Genomic DNA, 16,261 nt, shown 5'->3' on the forward strand with positions numbered 1-16,261 from the left:
CGCGCGATACACATTGTTCGCGTGACCGCCTGATGTTTTCTGCTCACCTCAAACCGCAAGCTTCGCGAGAGCCGATCCTCAGGCAAGGAGACTCCGAAATCGTCGCTACGACCGCAATCTATAAGGTTTTTTGGCGCTAGGCACCAACCCGCCTATGCTAAAGAAAATCTTACAATAATAAAACCAGGAAACAAAAAAGACGAGCACGCCAGCGGCGACAGGGTAGCCTTTAGCCATCACCGCATGCGCCTGACGACTAGACCGGCGGTGCGGTGGGCCTACCTGCTAACTATTACAAAAATAGGCTAAATAAAGCCTCGCCACAGCCGATAACCCCTGAAAGCCTTGCGGATTGAACAACCATGCGTAATAACCAACCCGTTACCCAGCGCGAACGTACCTTCCCCGCTCAGCAACGGTTGATCTCCACCACAGATGCCAAAGGTGTGATCACCTACTGCAACGACGCTTTCGTCGAAATCAGTGGGTTCACCCGCGACGAACTGGTCCGCGCGCCGCACAACCTCGTGCGTCACCCGGATGTGCCGTCGGCTGTGTTCGCGCATATGTGGACCACGCTCAAACAAGGCTTGCCATGGATGGGCATCGTCAAGAACCGCTGCAAGACCGGCGATCACTACTGGGTTAACGCCTATGTGACGCCCGTCTTCGATGGCAACCAGGTGGTCGGCTACGAATCGGTGCGCATCAAGCCCACCGCCGAGCAGATCCGCCGGGCCGAAGCGCTCTATCAACGCATCAACCAGGGCAAGTCGGCCGTGCCGCAGCGCGACAAGTGGCTGCCGGTGTTGCAGGACTGGCTGCCGTTTATCCTGGTCAGCCAGCTGAGCTTCATGATCGGTGCATCGCTCAACTCCCACTGGGGCTTTGCCTTGGCGGCGGGTTTGTCGGTGCCACTGGGTCTGCTGGGGCTGAGCTGGCAGCAGCGTGGCCTCAAGCGTTTGCTGCGTTTGGCTGAGCAGACCACGTCTGACCCGCTGATCGCGCAGATGTACACCGACAGCCGAGGCGCGCAGGCGCGGCTGGAGATGTCGATTCTCAGCCAGGAAGCGCGTCTGAAGACCTGTCTGACACGTTTGCAGGACACGGCCGAGCACCTGAACGACCAAGCGGCGCAGTCCAACACCTTGGCGCATAACAGCTCCAGCGGCCTCGAACGCCAGCGTGTAGAAACTGAACAGGTGGCCACGGCGGTCAACCAGATGGCCGCGACCACTCAGGAAGTCGCCAGCCATGTACAGCGCACGGCGGATGCTACCCAGGAAGCCAACCGCCTGACCGGTCGCGGCCGCGACATCGCCGGGGAAACCCGCGAAGCGATCCAGCGTCTGTCGGTGGCCGTGGGCGAGACGGGTGCAACCGTGACCCAACTGGCCAAGGACAGCGATGAAATCGGCGGCGTGGTGGATGTGATCAAAGGCATTGCCGACCAGACCAACCTGCTGGCACTGAACGCCGCCATCGAAGCGGCGCGTGCCGGTGAGATGGGCCGAGGTTTTGCCGTGGTGGCCGACGAAGTTCGCCAACTGGCGCAACGCACGGCGGAGTCCACCGGGCAGATCCATACGCTGATCGCCAAGCTGCAACACACCGCAGCGGCGGCCGTGCAAACCATGGACGCCGGACATCGCCAGGCCGAAGAAGGTGTGGCGCGGGTAATGGAGGCGGATCAGGCGCTGGTGGGCATCAGTGAGGCGGTGGCCAATATCACCGACATGACCACGCAGATTGCAGCCGCGACCGAAGAACAGAGCGCAGTCGCCGAAGAGATCAGCCGTAACATCAGCACCATTGCGCTGTTGGCGGATCAGACCTCGGAACAGGCCATGAACTCGGCGCAGTTGAGTGAAGAGCTGACGCATACGGCCAATACCCAGTATTCGCTGGTAGAGCGCTTTAACCGGTAAATCGCTATCGCAGGCAAGCCAGCTCCCACACTTGGAATGCATGCCAAATGTGGGAGCTGGCTTGCCTGCGATGAGGCCCTAAAGGCTAGCAAGAAAGTTTGAAACCTTCACCGCCGCAGCCTCCAAATGCTGCTCATGACTAAACCCCGACGCCTTCAACGGCTTCAAATCATGATCCCCCGCCACCTGCCACATCACCTCGATACTCGGCGATAAGTCATACCCTTCCACCGCCGCCCGATTGCCCAGCGCATCGCGCTCGCCCTGCACAATCAACGTCGGCGCCTTCAAGCCGGCCAGATGCTCAACCCGTGGTTTCTCCGGCTTGCCCACCGCATAAAACGGATAACCCAGGCACACCAACCCATCCGCACCCAACTCATCCGCCAGCAAGCTGGCCATGCGCCCGCCCATGGACTTGCCGCCAACCGCCAATTTCCCAGCGACATGACGTCGCACCTCGGCATACACCTCACGCCAGCATTCGAGCAGTTTCGGCGCCGGGTTCGGAGGGCGTTTACCGCCGTCGACGCGGCGTTGAGCCATGTACGGGAACTCGAAGCGCAACACGTTCACGCCATGCCCGGCAAGGCGTGCAGCCATGTCATTCATGAAGGATGAGTCCATCGGGGCGCCAGCGCCGTGGGCCAGGATCAGCGTCACAGGTGTGCGTGCGCTAGCCACGGTCGCCGCATCCCACAACCAGCCGTGCTCGCGCACACACTGCGCCCATTGATCCCCGTCAATACTGGCCTTGTGCTCTTTGCCCATGCTTGCCTCGCTTTTTAGTCTGCCTATAACTCCAGCCCAAGTGCCGCATTTGCTTGGGTTGAACCGTGGATGGGGAACCATGAACACTACTTTAAGTACCGCCTATAACTACAAGGTGGTCCGCCAATTCGCCATTATGACGGTGGTGTGGGGCATCGTCGGCATGGGGCTCGGGGTTTTTCTCGCCGCCCAATTGGTATGGCCTGCGCTCAATTTCGATTTGCCCTGGACCAGCTTCGGCCGTTTGCGCCCGCTGCACACCAACGCGGTGATCTTTGCCTTTGGTGGCTGCGCACTGTTCGCCAGCTCGTTTTACTCGGTGCAACGCACCTGCCAAACCCAGCTGTTCGCGCCGAAAATCGCCGCGTTCTGCTTCTGGGGCTGGCAGCTTGTGATTGTACTGGCCGCTATCAGCCTGCCACTGGGCTACACCACGTCCAAGGAATACGCCGAGCTGGAATGGCCGATCGCCATTCTTATCGCCGTCGTCTGGGTTGCCTACGGTGTGGTGTTCTTCGGCACCGTGATGAAGCGCAAAACCAAGCACATCTATGTCGGCAACTGGTTCTTCGGTGCGTTCATCATCACCGTGGCCATTCTGCATATCGTTAACCACGCGTCCTTGCCAGTCAGTTGGACCAAGTCCTACTCGGCCTACGGCGGTGCGACGGATGCAATGGTGCAGTGGTGGTACGGGCACAACGCGGTAGGCTTTTTCCTCACCGCAGGCTTCCTGGGGATGATGTACTACTTCGTGCCCAAGCAGGCCGAGCGTCCGGTGTATTCCTATCGCTTGTCCATCGTGCACTTTTGGGCGCTGATCACCCTGTACATCTGGGCCGGCCCTCACCACTTGCACTACACCGCGCTGCCGGACTGGGCACAGTCGCTGGGCATGGTGATGTCGCTGGTCCTGCTGGCACCCAGCTGGGGCGGCATGATCAACGGCATGATGACCCTCTCGGGCGCCTGGCATAAGTTGCGCAGCGACCCGATTCTGCGCTTCCTGGTGGTGTCCCTGGCCTTCTACGGCATGTCGACCTTCGAAGGGCCGATGATGGCGATCAAGACGGTCAACGCCCTCTCCCACTACACCGACTGGACCATCGGCCACGTACACGCCGGCGCCCTCGGTTGGGTGGCGATGATCTCCATCGGCGCGCTGTACCACATGATCCCGAAAATCTTCGGTCGCGAGCAGATGTACAGCCTTGGCCTGATCAACGCGCACTTCTGGCTGGCCACCATCGGCACCGTGCTCTACATCGCCTCGATGTGGGTCAACGGCATCGCCCAGGGCCTGATGTGGCGTGCAGTCAACGAAGACGGCACCTTGACCTACTCCTTCGTCGAAACCCTGGTGGCCAGCCACCCTGGCTTCATCGTGCGGCTGGTGGGCGGGGCGATCTTCCTCAGCGGCATGTTGCTGATGGCCTACAACACCTGGCGCACCGTGCGTTCGGCGCAACCCGTCGAAGCCACTACCACTGCGCAGCTGGCCTGAGGAGTCGATGATGAAACACGAAACGATTGAAAAAAACGTCGGCCTGTTGATGCTGCTGATGGTGCTTGCCGTGAGCATCGGCGGCTTGACCCAGATCGTCCCGCTGTTCTTCCAGGACGTCACCAACAAACCGGTGGAAGGCATGAAGCCCTACACCGCGCTGCAGCTGGAAGGTCGCGATATCTACATCCGCGAAGGCTGTGTGCAGTGCCACTCGCAGATGATTCGCCCGTTCCGCGCCGAAACCGAACGCTACGGCCACTACTCGGTCGCGGGCGAAAGCGTGTGGGACCACCCGTTCCTGTGGGGTTCCAAGCGCACCGGGCCGGACCTGGCACGCGTCGGCGCACGCTACTCGGACGACTGGCACCGCGCGCACTTGTACAACCCGCGCAACGTGGTGCCGGAATCGAAAATGCCGGCCTACCCGTGGCTGGTCACCGCGCCGGTCGACAGCAGCCACACCGAGACCAAGTTGAAAGTGATGCGCACCCTCGGCGTGCCCTACACCGACGACGACATCAGTGGCGCCGTCGCCAGCCTCAAGGGCAAGACCGAGATGGACGCGCTGGTTTCATACCTGCAAGTGCTCGGCACTGCCATCAAGAGCAAGAGGTGAGCCATGGGATTTGAATTCGATGCGGGCACCATCCGCGGCCTTGGCACGCTGGTGGTCGCCATCGCCTTTATCGGCCTGTCGCTGTGGGTGTTCAACAACCGGCGCAATGCGGACTTCGAGCAGGCCCGCCTGCTGCCGTTTGCTGATGAACCCTCCCCACCCGACGCTCAAGAAGAGCCTGCAACAAGGAGCACCCAGCCATGACTACCTTCTGGAGTACATGGATCTGCGTATTGACCCTCGGCAGCCTGATCGGGCTGACCTGGCTGTTGGTCGGCACCCGCAAGGGCGAGACCAAAGGCAGCGTGGACCAGACTATGGGCCACGCCTTCGACGGTATCGAGGAATACGACAACCCGCTGCCCCAGTGGTGGTTCATGCTGTTCGCCGGCACGTTGGTGTTTGCGGTCGGCTACCTGATCCTCTACCCGGGCCTGGGCAACTGGAAAGGCGTGTTGCCGGGTTATGAAGACGGCTGGACCCAGACCAAGGAATGGGACAAGGAAATGGCCAGGGCCGACGCCAAGTTCGGGCCGATCTTCGCCAAATTCTCGGCCATGCCGGTGGAAGACGTGGCCAAAGACCCGCAGGCGCTGAAAATGGGTGGTCGCCTGTTCGCGTCCAATTGCGCGGTGTGCCACGGTTCGGATGCCAAGGGCGCGTATGGTTTCCCGAACCTGGCGGACAACCTCTGGCGCTGGGGCGGCTCGGCTGAAGCGATCAAGTCGACGATCATGAGCGGGCGCCACGCGGCAATGCCGGCCTGGGGTGAAATACTCGGTGAGGACGGCGTGAAGAATGTCGCCGCTTATGTGCGTCATGACTTGGCCAAGCTGCCCTTGCCGGCCGACAACACGGCCGACTTGGTGGCCGGCCAAGCCGCATTCAACACCACCTGCGTGGCGTGCCACGGCCCACAAGGCCACGGCATGGAAGCCATGGGCGCGCCGAACCTGACCGAGCCCGCCGGCTTCATCTACGGCACCAGCCTGGCCCAGTTGCAGCAGACCATCCGCCACGGTCGCCAAGGCCAGATGCCTGCACAGGATGTACTGCAAGGCAATGACAAGGTGCACCTGCTGGCGGCCTATGTGTACAGCTTGTCCCATACCGCTGATGGCGCAACGCCAGAAAGCCAGGCCGAGTAATCACCGACTGCCGCCCCAAGATGGGGCGGCAGCTCATTGTTTTTAAGCGACCAAGTGTCGCACCCTTCTGAACACCAACTTTCCCCTCCCGCCATTCGGGTCTACGCTTGCTTGCACAGCGGACCGATTCCGGCACACGCAACGACTCCCGTTGCGACCCCGAAATTTTCTTGTCCACTCGATCAGCTTTCCATTTCCGATTTTGTCCCTACGCAAAACATGGAAAGGGCGCAGAATCTGGCTCGGAACGCATTGATACAGGTCAGTCATTGCGTTGCAATGGCCCCTCGCTTTCTACATACTTGCGGCCGATTTTACCTATAAAAAAACCTAAACCGTGGAACCTTAGAATGAGCACAGCAATCAGTCCGACTGCTTATAACTATAAGGTCGTCCGCCAGTTCGCCATGATGACGGTGGTCTGGGGGATCCTTGGCATGGGGCTCGGGGTGTTTATCGCCTCGCAACTGGTGTGGCCGGAGTTGAATTTCGGCTTGCCATGGACGACCTTCGGCCGCCTGCGCCCGCTGCACACCAACCTGGTGATTTTCGCCTTCGGTGGTTGTGCGTTATTTGCCACTTCCTACTATGTCGTGCAGCGAACCTGCCAGACGCGACTGATCTCCGATGGCCTCGCCGCCTTCACCTTCTGGGGCTGGCAAGCCGTGATCCTCGGCGCCATCATCACCCTGCCGCTGGGCTACACCACCACCAAGGAATACGCCGAGCTGGAATGGCCGATCGCGATTTTGCTCGCCATCGTCTGGGTGACCTATGCCGTGGTGTTCTTTGGCACCATCGTCAAGCGCAAGACCAAGCACATCTATGTGGGCAACTGGTTCTACGGTGCCTTCATCCTGGTGACGGCGATGCTGCACATCGTCAACCACGCATCCTTGCCGGTGAGCTGGTTCAAGTCCTACTCGGCCTATGCCGGGGCAACCGACGCGATGATCCAGTGGTGGTACGGCCACAACGCTGTAGGGTTCTTCCTCACCACCGGTTTCCTGGGGATGATGTACTACTTCGTGCCCAAGCAGGCCGAACGCCCGATCTACTCGTATCGCCTGTCCATCGTGCACTTCTGGGCGCTGATCACCCTGTACATCTGGGCAGGTCCCCACCACCTGCACTACACCGCGTTGCCGGACTGGGCGCAGTCGTTGGGCATGGCCATGTCGATCATCCTGCTGGCACCCAGCTGGGGCGGCATGATCAACGGCATGATGACGCTGTCAGGCGCCTGGCATAAATTGCGCACCGACCCGATCCTGCGCTTTCTGGTGGTATCGCTGGCGTTCTACGGCATGTCGACCTTCGAAGGCCCGATGATGGCCATCAAGACGGTCAACTCGCTGTCCCACTACACCGACTGGACCATCGGCCACGTACACGCCGGCGCGCTCGGCTGGGTGGCGATGATCTCCATCGGCGCGCTGTACCACATGATCCCCAAACTGTTCGGCCGTGTGCAGATGCACAGTGTCGGGCTGATCAACGCGCACTTCTGGCTGGCCACCATCGGCACCGTGCTCTACATCGCCTCGATGTGGGTCAACGGCATCACCCAGGGCCTGATGTGGCGCGCCATCAACGATGACGGCACCCTCACCTACTCCTTCGTCGAAGCGCTGCAAGCCAGCCATCCGGGTTACATCGTGCGCGCCCTGGGCGGTGCATTCTTTGCCTCCGGCATGTTCCTGATGGCCTACAACGTCTGGCGCACCGTGCGTGCCTCCGACCCGGTAGAAGCCGAAGCCGCCGCCAAGATCGCCGTTGTGGGAGCTCACTGATGAAGCATGAAGTAGTCGAGAAGAATATCGGCCTGCTGGCCTTCTTCATGGTCATCGCCGTGAGTATCGGCGGCCTGACCCAGATCGTTCCGTTGTTTTTCCAGGACGTGACCAACAAGCCGGTCGAAGGCATGAAGCCGCGCACCGCCCTTGAAGTGGAAGGCCGCGATGTCTACATCGCCAACGGCTGTGTGGGTTGTCACTCGCAGATGATCCGCCCGTTCCGCGCCGAAACCGAACGTTACGGCCACTACTCGGTGGCCGGTGAAAGCGTGTGGGACCACCCGTTCCTGTGGGGTTCCAAACGTACCGGCCCGGACCTCGCCCGTGTCGGCGGACGCTACTCCGATGACTGGCAGCGCGCGCACCTGTACAACCCGCGCAACGTAGTGCCTGAGTCGAAAATGCCGGCGTACCCGTTCCTGGTGGAAAACAAGCTCGACGGCAAGGACACCGCCAAGAAGCTCGAAGTCTTGCGCACCCTGGGCGTGCCCTACACCGATGAAGACATCGCCGGTGCAGCCGCTGCCGTGAAGGGCAAGACCGAAATGGACGCATTGGTGGCCTACCTGCAAGGCCTTGGCACCATCATCAAAAGCAAACGGTGATCTTCATGGATATCGGGATGATTCGTGGCCTGGGCACCGTTGTGGTGATGGTGGCCTTTGTCGGCCTGGCGCTGTGGGTGTTCAGCCCACGCCGCAAGTCGGAGTTTGACGACGCGACCATGCTGCCCTTTGCAGATGATCCCGAGGCCATCAAGCACGTCGAGCAAGCTTCTAGGAGTAACAAAGAATGACTACGTTCTGGAGTCTGTACGTCACAGTCCTCAGTCTGGGTACCATCTTCGCCCTGACCTGGCTGCTGCTGTCGACCCGCAAGGGCCAGCGCACCGAACAGACGGACGAGACCGTCGGCCACTCGTTCGACGGTATCGAGGAGTACGACAACCCACTGCCCAAGTGGTGGTTCATGCTGTTCGTCGGCACCATCATTTTTGCCCTCGGCTACCTGGCGCTGTACCCCGGCCTGGGCAACTGGAAAGGCCTGTTGCCGGGCTACAACTACCTCGACAACGACAAGCAAACGCCCTTCGCCAACGGCCAGACCGGCTGGACCGGCGTACACGAATGGGAAAAGGAGATGGCCAAGTCGGACGCCAAGTTCGGCCCGATCTTTGCCAAATTCGCCGCAATGCCGATTGAGGAAGTCGCCAAAGACCCGCAAGCCTTGAAGATGGGCGGCCGTTTGTTCGCCTCCAACTGCTCGGTGTGCCACGGCTCCGACGCCAAGGGCGCCTACGGCTTTCCCAACCTGACCGACGCCGACTGGCGCTGGGGCGGCGAGCCGGCCACCATCAAAGAGACGATCATGAAAGGCCGCCACGCGGTGATGCCGGCCTGGGCCGAGGTCATTGGCGAGCAAGGCGTGGCCGACGTCGCGGGCTTTGTGGTGACCAACCTCGATGGCCGCAAACTGCCGGAAGGCACCAAGGCCGATGTGGCCAACGGCGCGAAACTCTTCGCCGCCAACTGCGTGGCCTGCCACGGCCCGGCCGGTAAAGGCACGCCAGCAATGGGCGCGCCAGACCTGACTCACCCTGGCGCATTCATCTACGGCTCAAGCTTCGCGCAACTGCAGCAGACCATTCGTTATGGCCGTCAGGGCCAGATGCCGGCGCAGGAGTTGCTGCAAGGCAATGACAAGGTGCACTTGCTGGCGGCGTATGTTTACAGTTTATCCCATGGGGAAAAAACACCTGATCCGCAGTAAAGTTGACAGATAAAAAAGCCCCGCCACTTTTCGTTGGCGAGGCTTTTTCATGCATAAGCAGCAAGTCAGGCACATCGCCCGCTGCAACTTTTTCGCGACATCAATGCGCCGCCTATTTATTCAACATCAACACTGGAGCGGTTTGGCACTTTAGTAGAACTCCAATCTTTCAATATTTCGGCTTGCATGAATTGTGTTCTTGTGCTCCGCCGCAATGAGGCCGTGAATTTACCGGTGCGGGCGCAGTCAGACGCAATGGGTGCGAGCCTATAAAACTTTCTATATTGGCGCGCTTGATCACACCATCAGACTTATCATAAAGCGTTGGGGACGACCCATTTATAACATCCAGCTTAATGAGGAAGCCTGGCAGCATAAACATTTTCTTGGCTAATGCTTGATGCGCTTTTGACACCCCCGGTTTCTCGCCGGTGGCCACGGCCCAGAGCGACTTGAGTGTAATGCTCCCGGGCAACTTGGGATCTTCGAATATTTCAAAGTCATGCGCCAAATTTATCGCCGCCCTCAGCTCTGCAGCGGCACGAGTCTCAACGGGTGCTGGCGGCCTACTTGGAATTTTACCTGGGCGTGACCATGGAAGTGTGCACGGAAATCCGTGCGAATATGGAGTAATAGCAGTCATTTTTCACCTCAACATAAAAAGAGATCTGCGACCTTGCGCAGATATCTGATTATTCGCAAAAAGCATCCAACAGTTCCGCCCAGAAAAACAAAATTACACGTTTACTCTCAGCCGCCCTATTACGCAGATCAACATTGAATATATAAATAAAATATATATTTACCGCTTACCGACCGACTATTATCCTAGCGGGAATACTTTGCACTTCATGTGCTAATTCTTTATAAATCGCACAACAAAAAAACACATAACCGATTCAGTCAATGAACGTGACGCGCTGATTGCCACCCGAGCATTGAGGCATAGGCTTTACGTCGTCACCCGTACGCCAGCGACGTCAGATTCAACGGTCCCCCACTGACCGATCCAAAGGACGAATGACCTGCCTACCCACAAAAACCGGCCATACTTCCCAAGTCAATTGATCCAGATCACGTACACCATCAATTGATTTCCCCCAACGCGACCAAAGGTCGCACCTGTTCAGCTGTACTAGAGGCGTATCATTACGCCACTGCAACACCCCCAATTTGACCCCGGTTGGCACGTACTGGCCGAGGCAAATCTCCACCGCCGTGGGATGCAATGATGAGCAACCAGATACCGGTACATGACGTTACCCCGCCTGCCAAAAACGCGAGCAGCTCTGACACCAAGACTGTCGACCTCTACGCCTCGCGCGAGAAAATCTACACCCGCGCCTTCACCGGCTTGTTCCGCAACTTGCGCATGCTCGGCGGCGCCGGTTTGTTCCTGCTCTACTTCGGCACCGTGTGGCTGAACTGGGGTGGCCACCAAGCGGTGTGGTGGAACCTGCCGGAACGTAAATTCTTCATTTTTGGCGCGACCTTCTGGCCCCAGGATTTCATCCTGCTCTCGGGCATTCTTATTGTTGCGGCCTTTGGCCTGTTCTTTATCACCGTGTACGCCGGGCGCGTGTGGTGCGGTTATACCTGCCCGCAAAGCGTGTGGACGTGGATCTTCATGTGGTGCGAAAAGGTCACCGAAGGCGACCGCAACCAGCGCATCAAGCTCGACAAAGCGCCGATGGGCGCGAACAAATTCCTGCGCAAATTCAGCAAGCACACACTGTGGCTGCTGATCGGCTTTGTCACCGGCATGACCTTCGTCGGCTACTTCTCGCCCATCCGCGAACTGGTGTTCGACTTCTTCACTGGCCAGGCCGATGGCTGGTCGTATTTCTGGGTCGGTTTTTTCACCCTGGCTACCTACGGCAACGCCGGCTGGTTGCGCGAACAGGTGTGCATCTACATGTGCCCGTATGCACGTTTTCAGAGCGTGATGTTCGACAAAGACACCCTGATCGTGTCCTACGACCCGCGCCGTGGCGAAGTGCGTGGCCCACGCAAAAAGGGCATCGACTACAAGGCTCAGGGCCTGGGCGATTGCATCGATTGCACGATGTGCGTGCAGGTGTGCCCTACTGGCATCGACATCCGTGACGGCCTGCAAATCGAGTGCATCGGCTGCGCCGCCTGTATCGACGCCTGCGACAACATCATGGACAAGATGGACTACCCACGCGGCCTGATCAGCTACACCACCGAGCACAACCTTTCCGGGCAGAAAACCCATAAGCTGCGCCCGCGCCTGATCGGTTATGCCTTGGTGCTGCTGGCGATGATCGGTCTGTTGGCCGGTGCATTTTTCATGCGCTCGCTGGTGGGCTTCGACGTCAGCAAAGACCGCGTGCTCTACCGCGAAAACGCCGAAGGCCGCATCGAAAACGTCTACAGCCTGAAGATCATGAACAAGGACCAGCGCGACCACACTTACGTGCTTGACGCCTCGGGCTTGCCCGACCTCAAGCTGCAAGGCCGGCGCGAGATCAAGGTCGCCGCCGGGGACATCTTCACCATGCCGGTAGAGCTGTCCAGCGCCCCTGAGCAACTGCCATCGAGCACCAACGAGGTGAAATTCATACTCAGGGATGCCGATGACGACAGCGTCCACATTGAAGCCAAGAGCCGATTCATCGGCCCACAAGTCCGCTAATAAAAGAGAGCACGACAATGCCCGCAGCTACTGCCGCAAGCCCTTGGTACAAGCACCTCTGGCCCTGGATCATTATTGGGATCCTGGCCTGCTCGGTGACCTTGACCTTGTCCATGGTGACCATTGCGGTGAAGAACCCGGACAACCTGGTCAACGACAACTATTACGAGGCCGGCAAAGGCATCAACCGCTCCCTGGACCGTGAGCGGCTGGCCCAGACCCTGCAACTGCGCGGCAAGCTGCACCTGGACGAGCTCACCGGTGAAGTCGAACTGCAACTGACCGGCTACAGCAACCCGAACACTCTGGAACTGAACCTGATTTCCCCGACCCAGCCGGAGAAAGACCGCAAGATCAACCTGACCCGCAGCGACAGCGAACCCGGCCGCTACATCGGCCAGGTCACCGACAAGGTAGAGGGCCGGCGCTTCGTGGAATTGCTCGGCGTGGAGGGCGACAAGACCTGGCGCCTGTTCGAAGAAGAAGAGGTCAGCCACGACAAGGACTTGCTGCTGGGTGATGAACCATTGCAGGGTGCCGAAGACCTGAAAAAGTAGCTTGATCGTTCCCACGCTCCGCGTGGTAATGCAGCCCGTGACGCTCTGCGTCACAAAAGCGGACGCGGAGCGTCCAGCGAGGCGTTCCCACGCAGAGCGTGGGAACGATCTGTGGAATTGAACCATGACCAGCCCAACCCCCTGCTACCACTGCGCCCTGCCCGTCCCGCCCGGCAGCCGGTTTACCACCGAAATCCTCGGCGCGCGCCGCGAACTGTGCTGCCCAGGCTGCCAGGCAGTGGCCGAAGCGATTGTAGCCGGTGGGTTGCAAAGCTATTACCAGCACCGCAGCGAAGCCTCGGCCAACCCTGAGGCGTTGCCGGTGCAACTCGTCGACGAACTGGCGCTGTACGACCGCGCCGACGTGCAACAACCCTTTGTGCGCCACGAGGGCGAGCTGGCTGAAACCACTCTGCTGATGGAAGGCATCAGCTGCGCCGCCTGTGGCTGGCTGATCGAGAAACACTTGTGCAGCCTGCCCGCCGTCGCCGAGGCGCGACTGAACCTGTCCAATCACCGCCTGCACGTGCGCTGGGCCGACGGGCAATTGCCGCTGAGCCAGGTGCTCAGCGAGCTGCGCCATATCGGCTATGCCGCCCACCCTTACCAGGCCGATCGCGCCGCCGAGCAACTGGCCAGCGAAAACCGCCGGGCCTTGCGCCAACTGGGCGTGGCAGGGTTGCTGTGGTTCCAGGCGATGATGGCGACCATGGCGACCTGGCCGGAATTCAATATCGACCTGAGCCCGGAGTTGCACGTGATCCTGCGCTGGGTGGCGATGTTTCTGACCACGCCCATCGTGTTCTACAGCTGTGCGCCGTTCTTCAAAGGCGCCCTGCGCGACCTGCGCACGCGCCACCTGACTATGGATGTGTCGGTGTCCCTGGCGATTGGCGGCGCGTACCTGGCGGGTATCTGGACGGCCATCACCGGTACCGGCGAGCTGTACTTCGACGCGGTGGGTATGTTCGCGCTGTTCCTGCTCGCCGGGCGCTATCTGGAGCGCCGGGCGCGGGAGCGCACCGCCGCCGCCACCGCGCAGTTGGTCAACCTGTTGCCGGCTTCGTGCTTACGGCTTAAAGGTGACAATCAGAGCGAGCGCATCCTGCTCAGCGAATTGGCCGTGGGCGACCGCGTACTGGTGCATCCAGGCGCCGTGCTGCCGGCCGACGGAGTGATTCTCGACGGCCAGTCGAGCATTGATGAATCCCTGCTCACCGGCGAATACCTGCCGCAGCCGCGCAACGTCGGCGATGCGGTCACCGCCGGCACACTCAACGTCGAAGGTGCGCTGAGCGTCGAAGTGCGCGCCTTGGGGCATGACACCCGCCTGTCTGCCATCGTGCGCCTGCTGGAACGGGCCCAGGCCGAGAAACCGCGCCTGGCGCAAATCGCCGACCGCGCTGCCCAGTGGTTTCTGCTGTGCTCGCTGATCGCGGCCGCGCTGATCGGCCTGCTGTGGTGGGAGCTGGACGCGTCACGGGCGTTCTGGATTGTGTTGGCGATGCTGGTGGCAACCTGCCCCTGCGCGTTGTCCCTGGCCACACCGACCGCCCTCACCGCTGCCACCGGCACGCTGCACAAACTCGGGTTGCTGCTGACCCGCGGCCATGTGCTGGAAGGCCTGAACCAGATCGACACGGTGATTTTCGACAAGACCGGCACCCTCACCGAAGGCCGCCTGGCCGTGCGTGCCATCCGCCCGTTGAGCGCACTGAACAGCGATGATTGCCTGGGCCTCGCCGCCGCGCTGGAAAACCGCTCCGAACACCCGATTGCCCGTGCCTTCGGGCGTGCGCCGCTGGCCGCCGAGGAAGTCCTGAGCTTCCCGGGCCTGGGCCTGGAAGGTCGTGTGGGCGAGCGCCAATTGCGCATCGGCCAGCCTGGCTTTGTGTGCCAATTGAGCGGCTGCGCAATTCCCGCTTCGCCGCACGAAGCAGGCCAATGGCTGCTGCTGGGCGACGGTAACGGCGCCCTCGCCTGGTTCGTGCTGGACGACCGCCTGCGCAGCGATGCGCCCGCCCTGCTGGCTGCGTGCAAAGCGCGAGGCTGGCGCACGCTGCTGCTGTCGGGCGACAGCTCGCCGATGGTCGCCAGTGTCGCGCTGGAGCTTGGCATCGACGAGGCCAAAGGCGGCTTGCGCCCCGACGACAAACTGCAGGTGCTGCAACAATTGCACCAGCAAGGCCGCAAGGTGCTGATGCTCGGCGACGGCGTCAACGATGTGCCGGTGCTCGCCGCCGCCGATATCAGCGTGGCGATGGGTTCGGCCACCGACCTGGCAAAAACCAGCGCCGATGCCGTGCTGTTGTCCAACCGCCTGGATGCATTGGTGCAGGCATTTACCCTGGCGCGACGCACCCGCCGAGTTATCCTTGAAAACCTGCTGTGGGCCGGGCTGTACAATGGCCTTATGCTGCCGTTTGCCGCCCTCGGTTGGATCACCCCGATCTGGGCCGCGATCGGCATGTCGCTCAGCTCGTTGACCGTGGTGCTCAACGCCTTGCGCCTGACCCGCCTGCCGAGCCCGCAGGTTAGCAGTGCCACCTTAGTCACCCGCCCGCTGCCGGCTTGAGCCGCGCGGGCCTGGAGTACAGATGCCAGCTCTCTACGTGATGATTCCGGCGGCGCTGCTGTTAGTGGGCGTGGCCATTTACATTTTCTTCTGGGCGGTGGACAGCGGCCAGTACGACGACCTCGACGGCCCGGCCCACAGCGTGCTGTTCGACGATCAGGACCCGAACCACCTGGCGGGCGTCGACGAAGCCAACCGGGCCGAGCAACCGCCCAAAGACCCGCCCCATGCTTGAGCTGGCGCCACTGCTGGTCTCGGCCTTGATCCTCGGGCTCTTGGGCGGCGGCCATTGCCTGGGCATGTGCGGCGGGCTGATGGGCGCGCTGACCCTGGCAATCCCCAAAGAACAACGCAGCCGCCGTTTTCGCCTGCTGCTCGCCTACAACCTGGGGCGTATCCTCAGCTACGCCGCTGCCGGGTTATTGATCGGCCTGGCCGGCTGGGCGGTGGCCAACAGCCCGGCGGCGATGTTTATGCGCGTGCTCGCCGGGTTGTTGCTGATCAGCATGGGCTTGTACCTGGCCGGTTGGTGGAGCGGCCTCACCCGTATCGAAAGCCTCGGGCGCGGCCTGTGGCGCTACATACAGCCGGTCGCCAACCGTTTGCTGCCGGTGTCCAGCCTGCCACGCGCATTACTGCTGGGCGCGCTGTGGGGCTGGTTGCCGTGCGGGTTGGTCTACAGCACGCTGCTGTGGGCGGCGAGCCAGGGTAATGCGCTGGACAGTGCAGTGCTGATGCTGGCCTTCGGGCTTGGAACTTGGCCTGTACTGCTGGCTACTGGCTTGGCGGCGGAACGTGTCACTGCGGTGCTGCGCAAACGCAGCGTGCGTGTGGCCGGTGGCGTGCTGGTTATGCTCTTCGGCGTCTGGACGTTGCCAGGCCCGCATCAACACTGGCTAATGGGCCATTAAATCGCCATGTGGCATAGCGCCGC

At 60.8% G+C, this 16,261-nt stretch carries 16 protein-coding genes; 14 read left to right on the plus strand and 2 right to left on the minus strand.

Going from position 1 to position 16,261, the window contains the following annotated elements:
* Positions 1 to 362: 362 nt before the first annotated feature.
* The gene (locus K0H48_RS22190) at positions 363 to 1,928 is read left to right on the plus strand and encodes a PAS domain-containing methyl-accepting chemotaxis protein (RefSeq protein WP_219269183.1); all 1,566 of its coding nucleotides are present in this window, start codon (positions 363 to 365) and stop codon (positions 1,926 to 1,928) included.
* A gap of 78 nt (positions 1,929 to 2,006) precedes the next feature.
* Here the strand turns inward: K0H48_RS22190 and K0H48_RS22195 are convergent, their stop codons facing one another.
* Complete coding sequence (locus K0H48_RS22195) at positions 2,007 to 2,699, minus strand: alpha/beta family hydrolase (protein WP_219269185.1); 693 nt, start codon at positions 2,697 to 2,699, stop codon at positions 2,007 to 2,009.
* Positions 2,700 to 2,778: 79 nt separating this feature from the next.
* On the opposite strand from K0H48_RS22195, the gene ccoN (K0H48_RS22200) reads away from it, so the two are divergent.
* The 8 genes from ccoN (K0H48_RS22200) (at position 2,779) to ccoP (K0H48_RS22235) (ending at position 9,536) form a co-directional block, all read left to right on the plus strand.
* A complete protein-coding gene (gene ccoN, locus K0H48_RS22200) occupies positions 2,779 to 4,203 on the plus strand; it encodes a cytochrome-c oxidase, cbb3-type subunit I (RefSeq protein ID WP_219269188.1) in 1,425 nt (474 codons plus the stop codon).
* 10 nt (positions 4,204 to 4,213) lie between these two features.
* The gene (gene ccoO, locus K0H48_RS22205) at positions 4,214 to 4,822 is read left to right on the plus strand and encodes a cytochrome-c oxidase, cbb3-type subunit II (RefSeq protein ID WP_017134815.1); all 609 of its coding nucleotides are present in this window, start codon (positions 4,214 to 4,216) and stop codon (positions 4,820 to 4,822) included.
* 3 nt (positions 4,823 to 4,825) lie between these two features.
* The gene (locus tag K0H48_RS22210; protein ID WP_138814390.1) at positions 4,826 to 5,026 is read left to right on the plus strand and encodes a cbb3-type cytochrome c oxidase subunit 3; all 201 of its coding nucleotides are present in this window, start codon (positions 4,826 to 4,828) and stop codon (positions 5,024 to 5,026) included.
* On the plus strand, positions 5,023 to 5,970 hold the full coding sequence (ccoP, locus tag K0H48_RS22215) for a cytochrome-c oxidase, cbb3-type subunit III (RefSeq protein ID WP_219269191.1): 948 nt from the start codon (positions 5,023 to 5,025) through the stop codon (positions 5,968 to 5,970). The genes K0H48_RS22210 and ccoP (K0H48_RS22215) overlap by 4 nt, the downstream gene beginning before the upstream one ends.
* A gap of 350 nt (positions 5,971 to 6,320) precedes the next feature.
* The gene (ccoN, locus tag K0H48_RS22220) at positions 6,321 to 7,763 is read left to right on the plus strand and encodes a cytochrome-c oxidase, cbb3-type subunit I (RefSeq protein ID WP_219269193.1); all 1,443 of its coding nucleotides are present in this window, start codon (positions 6,321 to 6,323) and stop codon (positions 7,761 to 7,763) included.
* Positions 7,763 to 8,371, plus strand: a complete 609-nt coding sequence (gene ccoO / locus K0H48_RS22225) for a cytochrome-c oxidase, cbb3-type subunit II (protein ID WP_056861521.1) — start codon at positions 7,763 to 7,765, stop codon at positions 8,369 to 8,371. The genes ccoN (K0H48_RS22220) and ccoO (K0H48_RS22225) overlap by 1 nt, the downstream gene beginning before the upstream one ends.
* Before the next feature lie 5 nt (positions 8,372 to 8,376).
* The gene (locus K0H48_RS22230; RefSeq protein ID WP_005790274.1) at positions 8,377 to 8,562 is read left to right on the plus strand and encodes a CcoQ/FixQ family Cbb3-type cytochrome c oxidase assembly chaperone; all 186 of its coding nucleotides are present in this window, start codon (positions 8,377 to 8,379) and stop codon (positions 8,560 to 8,562) included.
* The gene (ccoP, locus tag K0H48_RS22235; protein WP_219269195.1) at positions 8,559 to 9,536 is read left to right on the plus strand and encodes a cytochrome-c oxidase, cbb3-type subunit III; all 978 of its coding nucleotides are present in this window, start codon (positions 8,559 to 8,561) and stop codon (positions 9,534 to 9,536) included. Before K0H48_RS22230 ends, ccoP (K0H48_RS22235) begins: the two co-directional genes overlap by 4 nt.
* A 169-nt stretch (positions 9,537 to 9,705) precedes the next feature.
* On the opposite strand, the gene K0H48_RS22240 is transcribed toward ccoP (K0H48_RS22235), so the two are convergent.
* On the minus strand, positions 9,706 to 10,179 hold the full coding sequence (locus K0H48_RS22240; protein ID WP_219269196.1) for a hypothetical protein: 474 nt from the start codon (positions 10,177 to 10,179) through the stop codon (positions 9,706 to 9,708).
* Between the two features lie 588 nt (positions 10,180 to 10,767).
* Here K0H48_RS22240 and ccoG point away from each other — a divergent pair.
* The 5 genes from ccoG to K0H48_RS22265 all read left to right on the plus strand — a co-directional run bounded on the left by ccoG (position 10,768) and on the right by K0H48_RS22265 (position 16,238).
* Entirely contained in the window at positions 10,768 to 12,195 is a 1,428-nt protein-coding gene (gene ccoG / locus K0H48_RS22245; RefSeq protein WP_219269198.1) for a cytochrome c oxidase accessory protein CcoG, read from the plus strand.
* Positions 12,196 to 12,212: 17 nt separating this feature from the next.
* Complete coding sequence (locus K0H48_RS22250; protein WP_056861526.1) at positions 12,213 to 12,752, plus strand: FixH family protein; 540 nt, start codon at positions 12,213 to 12,215, stop codon at positions 12,750 to 12,752.
* Between the two features lie 124 nt (positions 12,753 to 12,876).
* Positions 12,877 to 15,327, plus strand: a complete 2,451-nt coding sequence (locus tag K0H48_RS22255) for a heavy metal translocating P-type ATPase (protein WP_219269200.1) — start codon at positions 12,877 to 12,879, stop codon at positions 15,325 to 15,327.
* Between the two features lie 22 nt (positions 15,328 to 15,349).
* Complete coding sequence (gene ccoS / locus K0H48_RS22260; protein ID WP_017134806.1) at positions 15,350 to 15,562, plus strand: cbb3-type cytochrome oxidase assembly protein CcoS; 213 nt, start codon at positions 15,350 to 15,352, stop codon at positions 15,560 to 15,562.
* Positions 15,555 to 16,238, plus strand: coding sequence for a sulfite exporter TauE/SafE family protein (locus K0H48_RS22265; RefSeq protein WP_219269201.1), 684 nt, complete (start codon positions 15,555 to 15,557; stop codon positions 16,236 to 16,238). The genes ccoS and K0H48_RS22265 overlap by 8 nt, the downstream gene beginning before the upstream one ends.
* Positions 16,239 to 16,261 lie beyond the last annotated feature (23 nt).

Origin of the sequence: Pseudomonas sp. Xaverov 259 (genome assembly GCF_019352915.1) — a bacterium.
GTDB lineage: Bacteria > Pseudomonadota > Gammaproteobacteria > Pseudomonadales > Pseudomonadaceae > Aquipseudomonas.

Excerpts from the sequence above, each read along its gene's own strand:
- K0H48_RS22240 (WP_219269196.1), bottom strand. The coding sequence starts at position 10,179 with ATGACTGCTATTACTCCATATTCGCACGGATTTCCGTGCACACTTCCA.
- K0H48_RS22195 (WP_219269185.1), bottom strand. The coding sequence starts at position 2,699 with ATGGGCAAAGAGCACAAGGCCAGTATTGACGGGGATCAATGGGCGCAG.
- K0H48_RS22250 (WP_056861526.1), top strand. The coding sequence starts at position 12,213 with ATGCCCGCAGCTACTGCCGCAAGCCCTTGGTACAAGCACCTCTGGCCC.
- K0H48_RS22190 (WP_219269183.1), top strand. The coding sequence starts at position 363 with ATGCGTAATAACCAACCCGTTACCCAGCGCGAACGTACCTTCCCCGCT.
- ccoO (WP_056861521.1), top strand. The coding sequence starts at position 7,763 with ATGAAGCATGAAGTAGTCGAGAAGAATATCGGCCTGCTGGCCTTCTTC.
- K0H48_RS22230 (WP_005790274.1), top strand. The coding sequence starts at position 8,377 with ATGGATATCGGGATGATTCGTGGCCTGGGCACCGTTGTGGTGATGGTG.
- ccoP (WP_219269195.1), top strand. The coding sequence starts at position 8,559 with ATGACTACGTTCTGGAGTCTGTACGTCACAGTCCTCAGTCTGGGTACC.
- ccoN (WP_219269188.1), top strand. The coding sequence starts at position 2,779 with ATGAACACTACTTTAAGTACCGCCTATAACTACAAGGTGGTCCGCCAA.
- ccoN (WP_219269193.1), top strand. The coding sequence starts at position 6,321 with ATGAGCACAGCAATCAGTCCGACTGCTTATAACTATAAGGTCGTCCGC.
- ccoP (WP_219269191.1), top strand. The coding sequence starts at position 5,023 with ATGACTACCTTCTGGAGTACATGGATCTGCGTATTGACCCTCGGCAGC.
- K0H48_RS22210 (WP_138814390.1), top strand. The coding sequence starts at position 4,826 with ATGGGATTTGAATTCGATGCGGGCACCATCCGCGGCCTTGGCACGCTG.
- ccoG (WP_219269198.1), top strand. The coding sequence starts at position 10,768 with ATGAGCAACCAGATACCGGTACATGACGTTACCCCGCCTGCCAAAAAC.
- ccoS (WP_017134806.1), top strand. The coding sequence starts at position 15,350 with ATGCCAGCTCTCTACGTGATGATTCCGGCGGCGCTGCTGTTAGTGGGC.
- ccoO (WP_017134815.1), top strand. The coding sequence starts at position 4,214 with ATGAAACACGAAACGATTGAAAAAAACGTCGGCCTGTTGATGCTGCTG.
- K0H48_RS22255 (WP_219269200.1), top strand. The coding sequence starts at position 12,877 with ATGACCAGCCCAACCCCCTGCTACCACTGCGCCCTGCCCGTCCCGCCC.
- K0H48_RS22265 (WP_219269201.1), top strand. The coding sequence starts at position 15,555 with ATGCTTGAGCTGGCGCCACTGCTGGTCTCGGCCTTGATCCTCGGGCTC.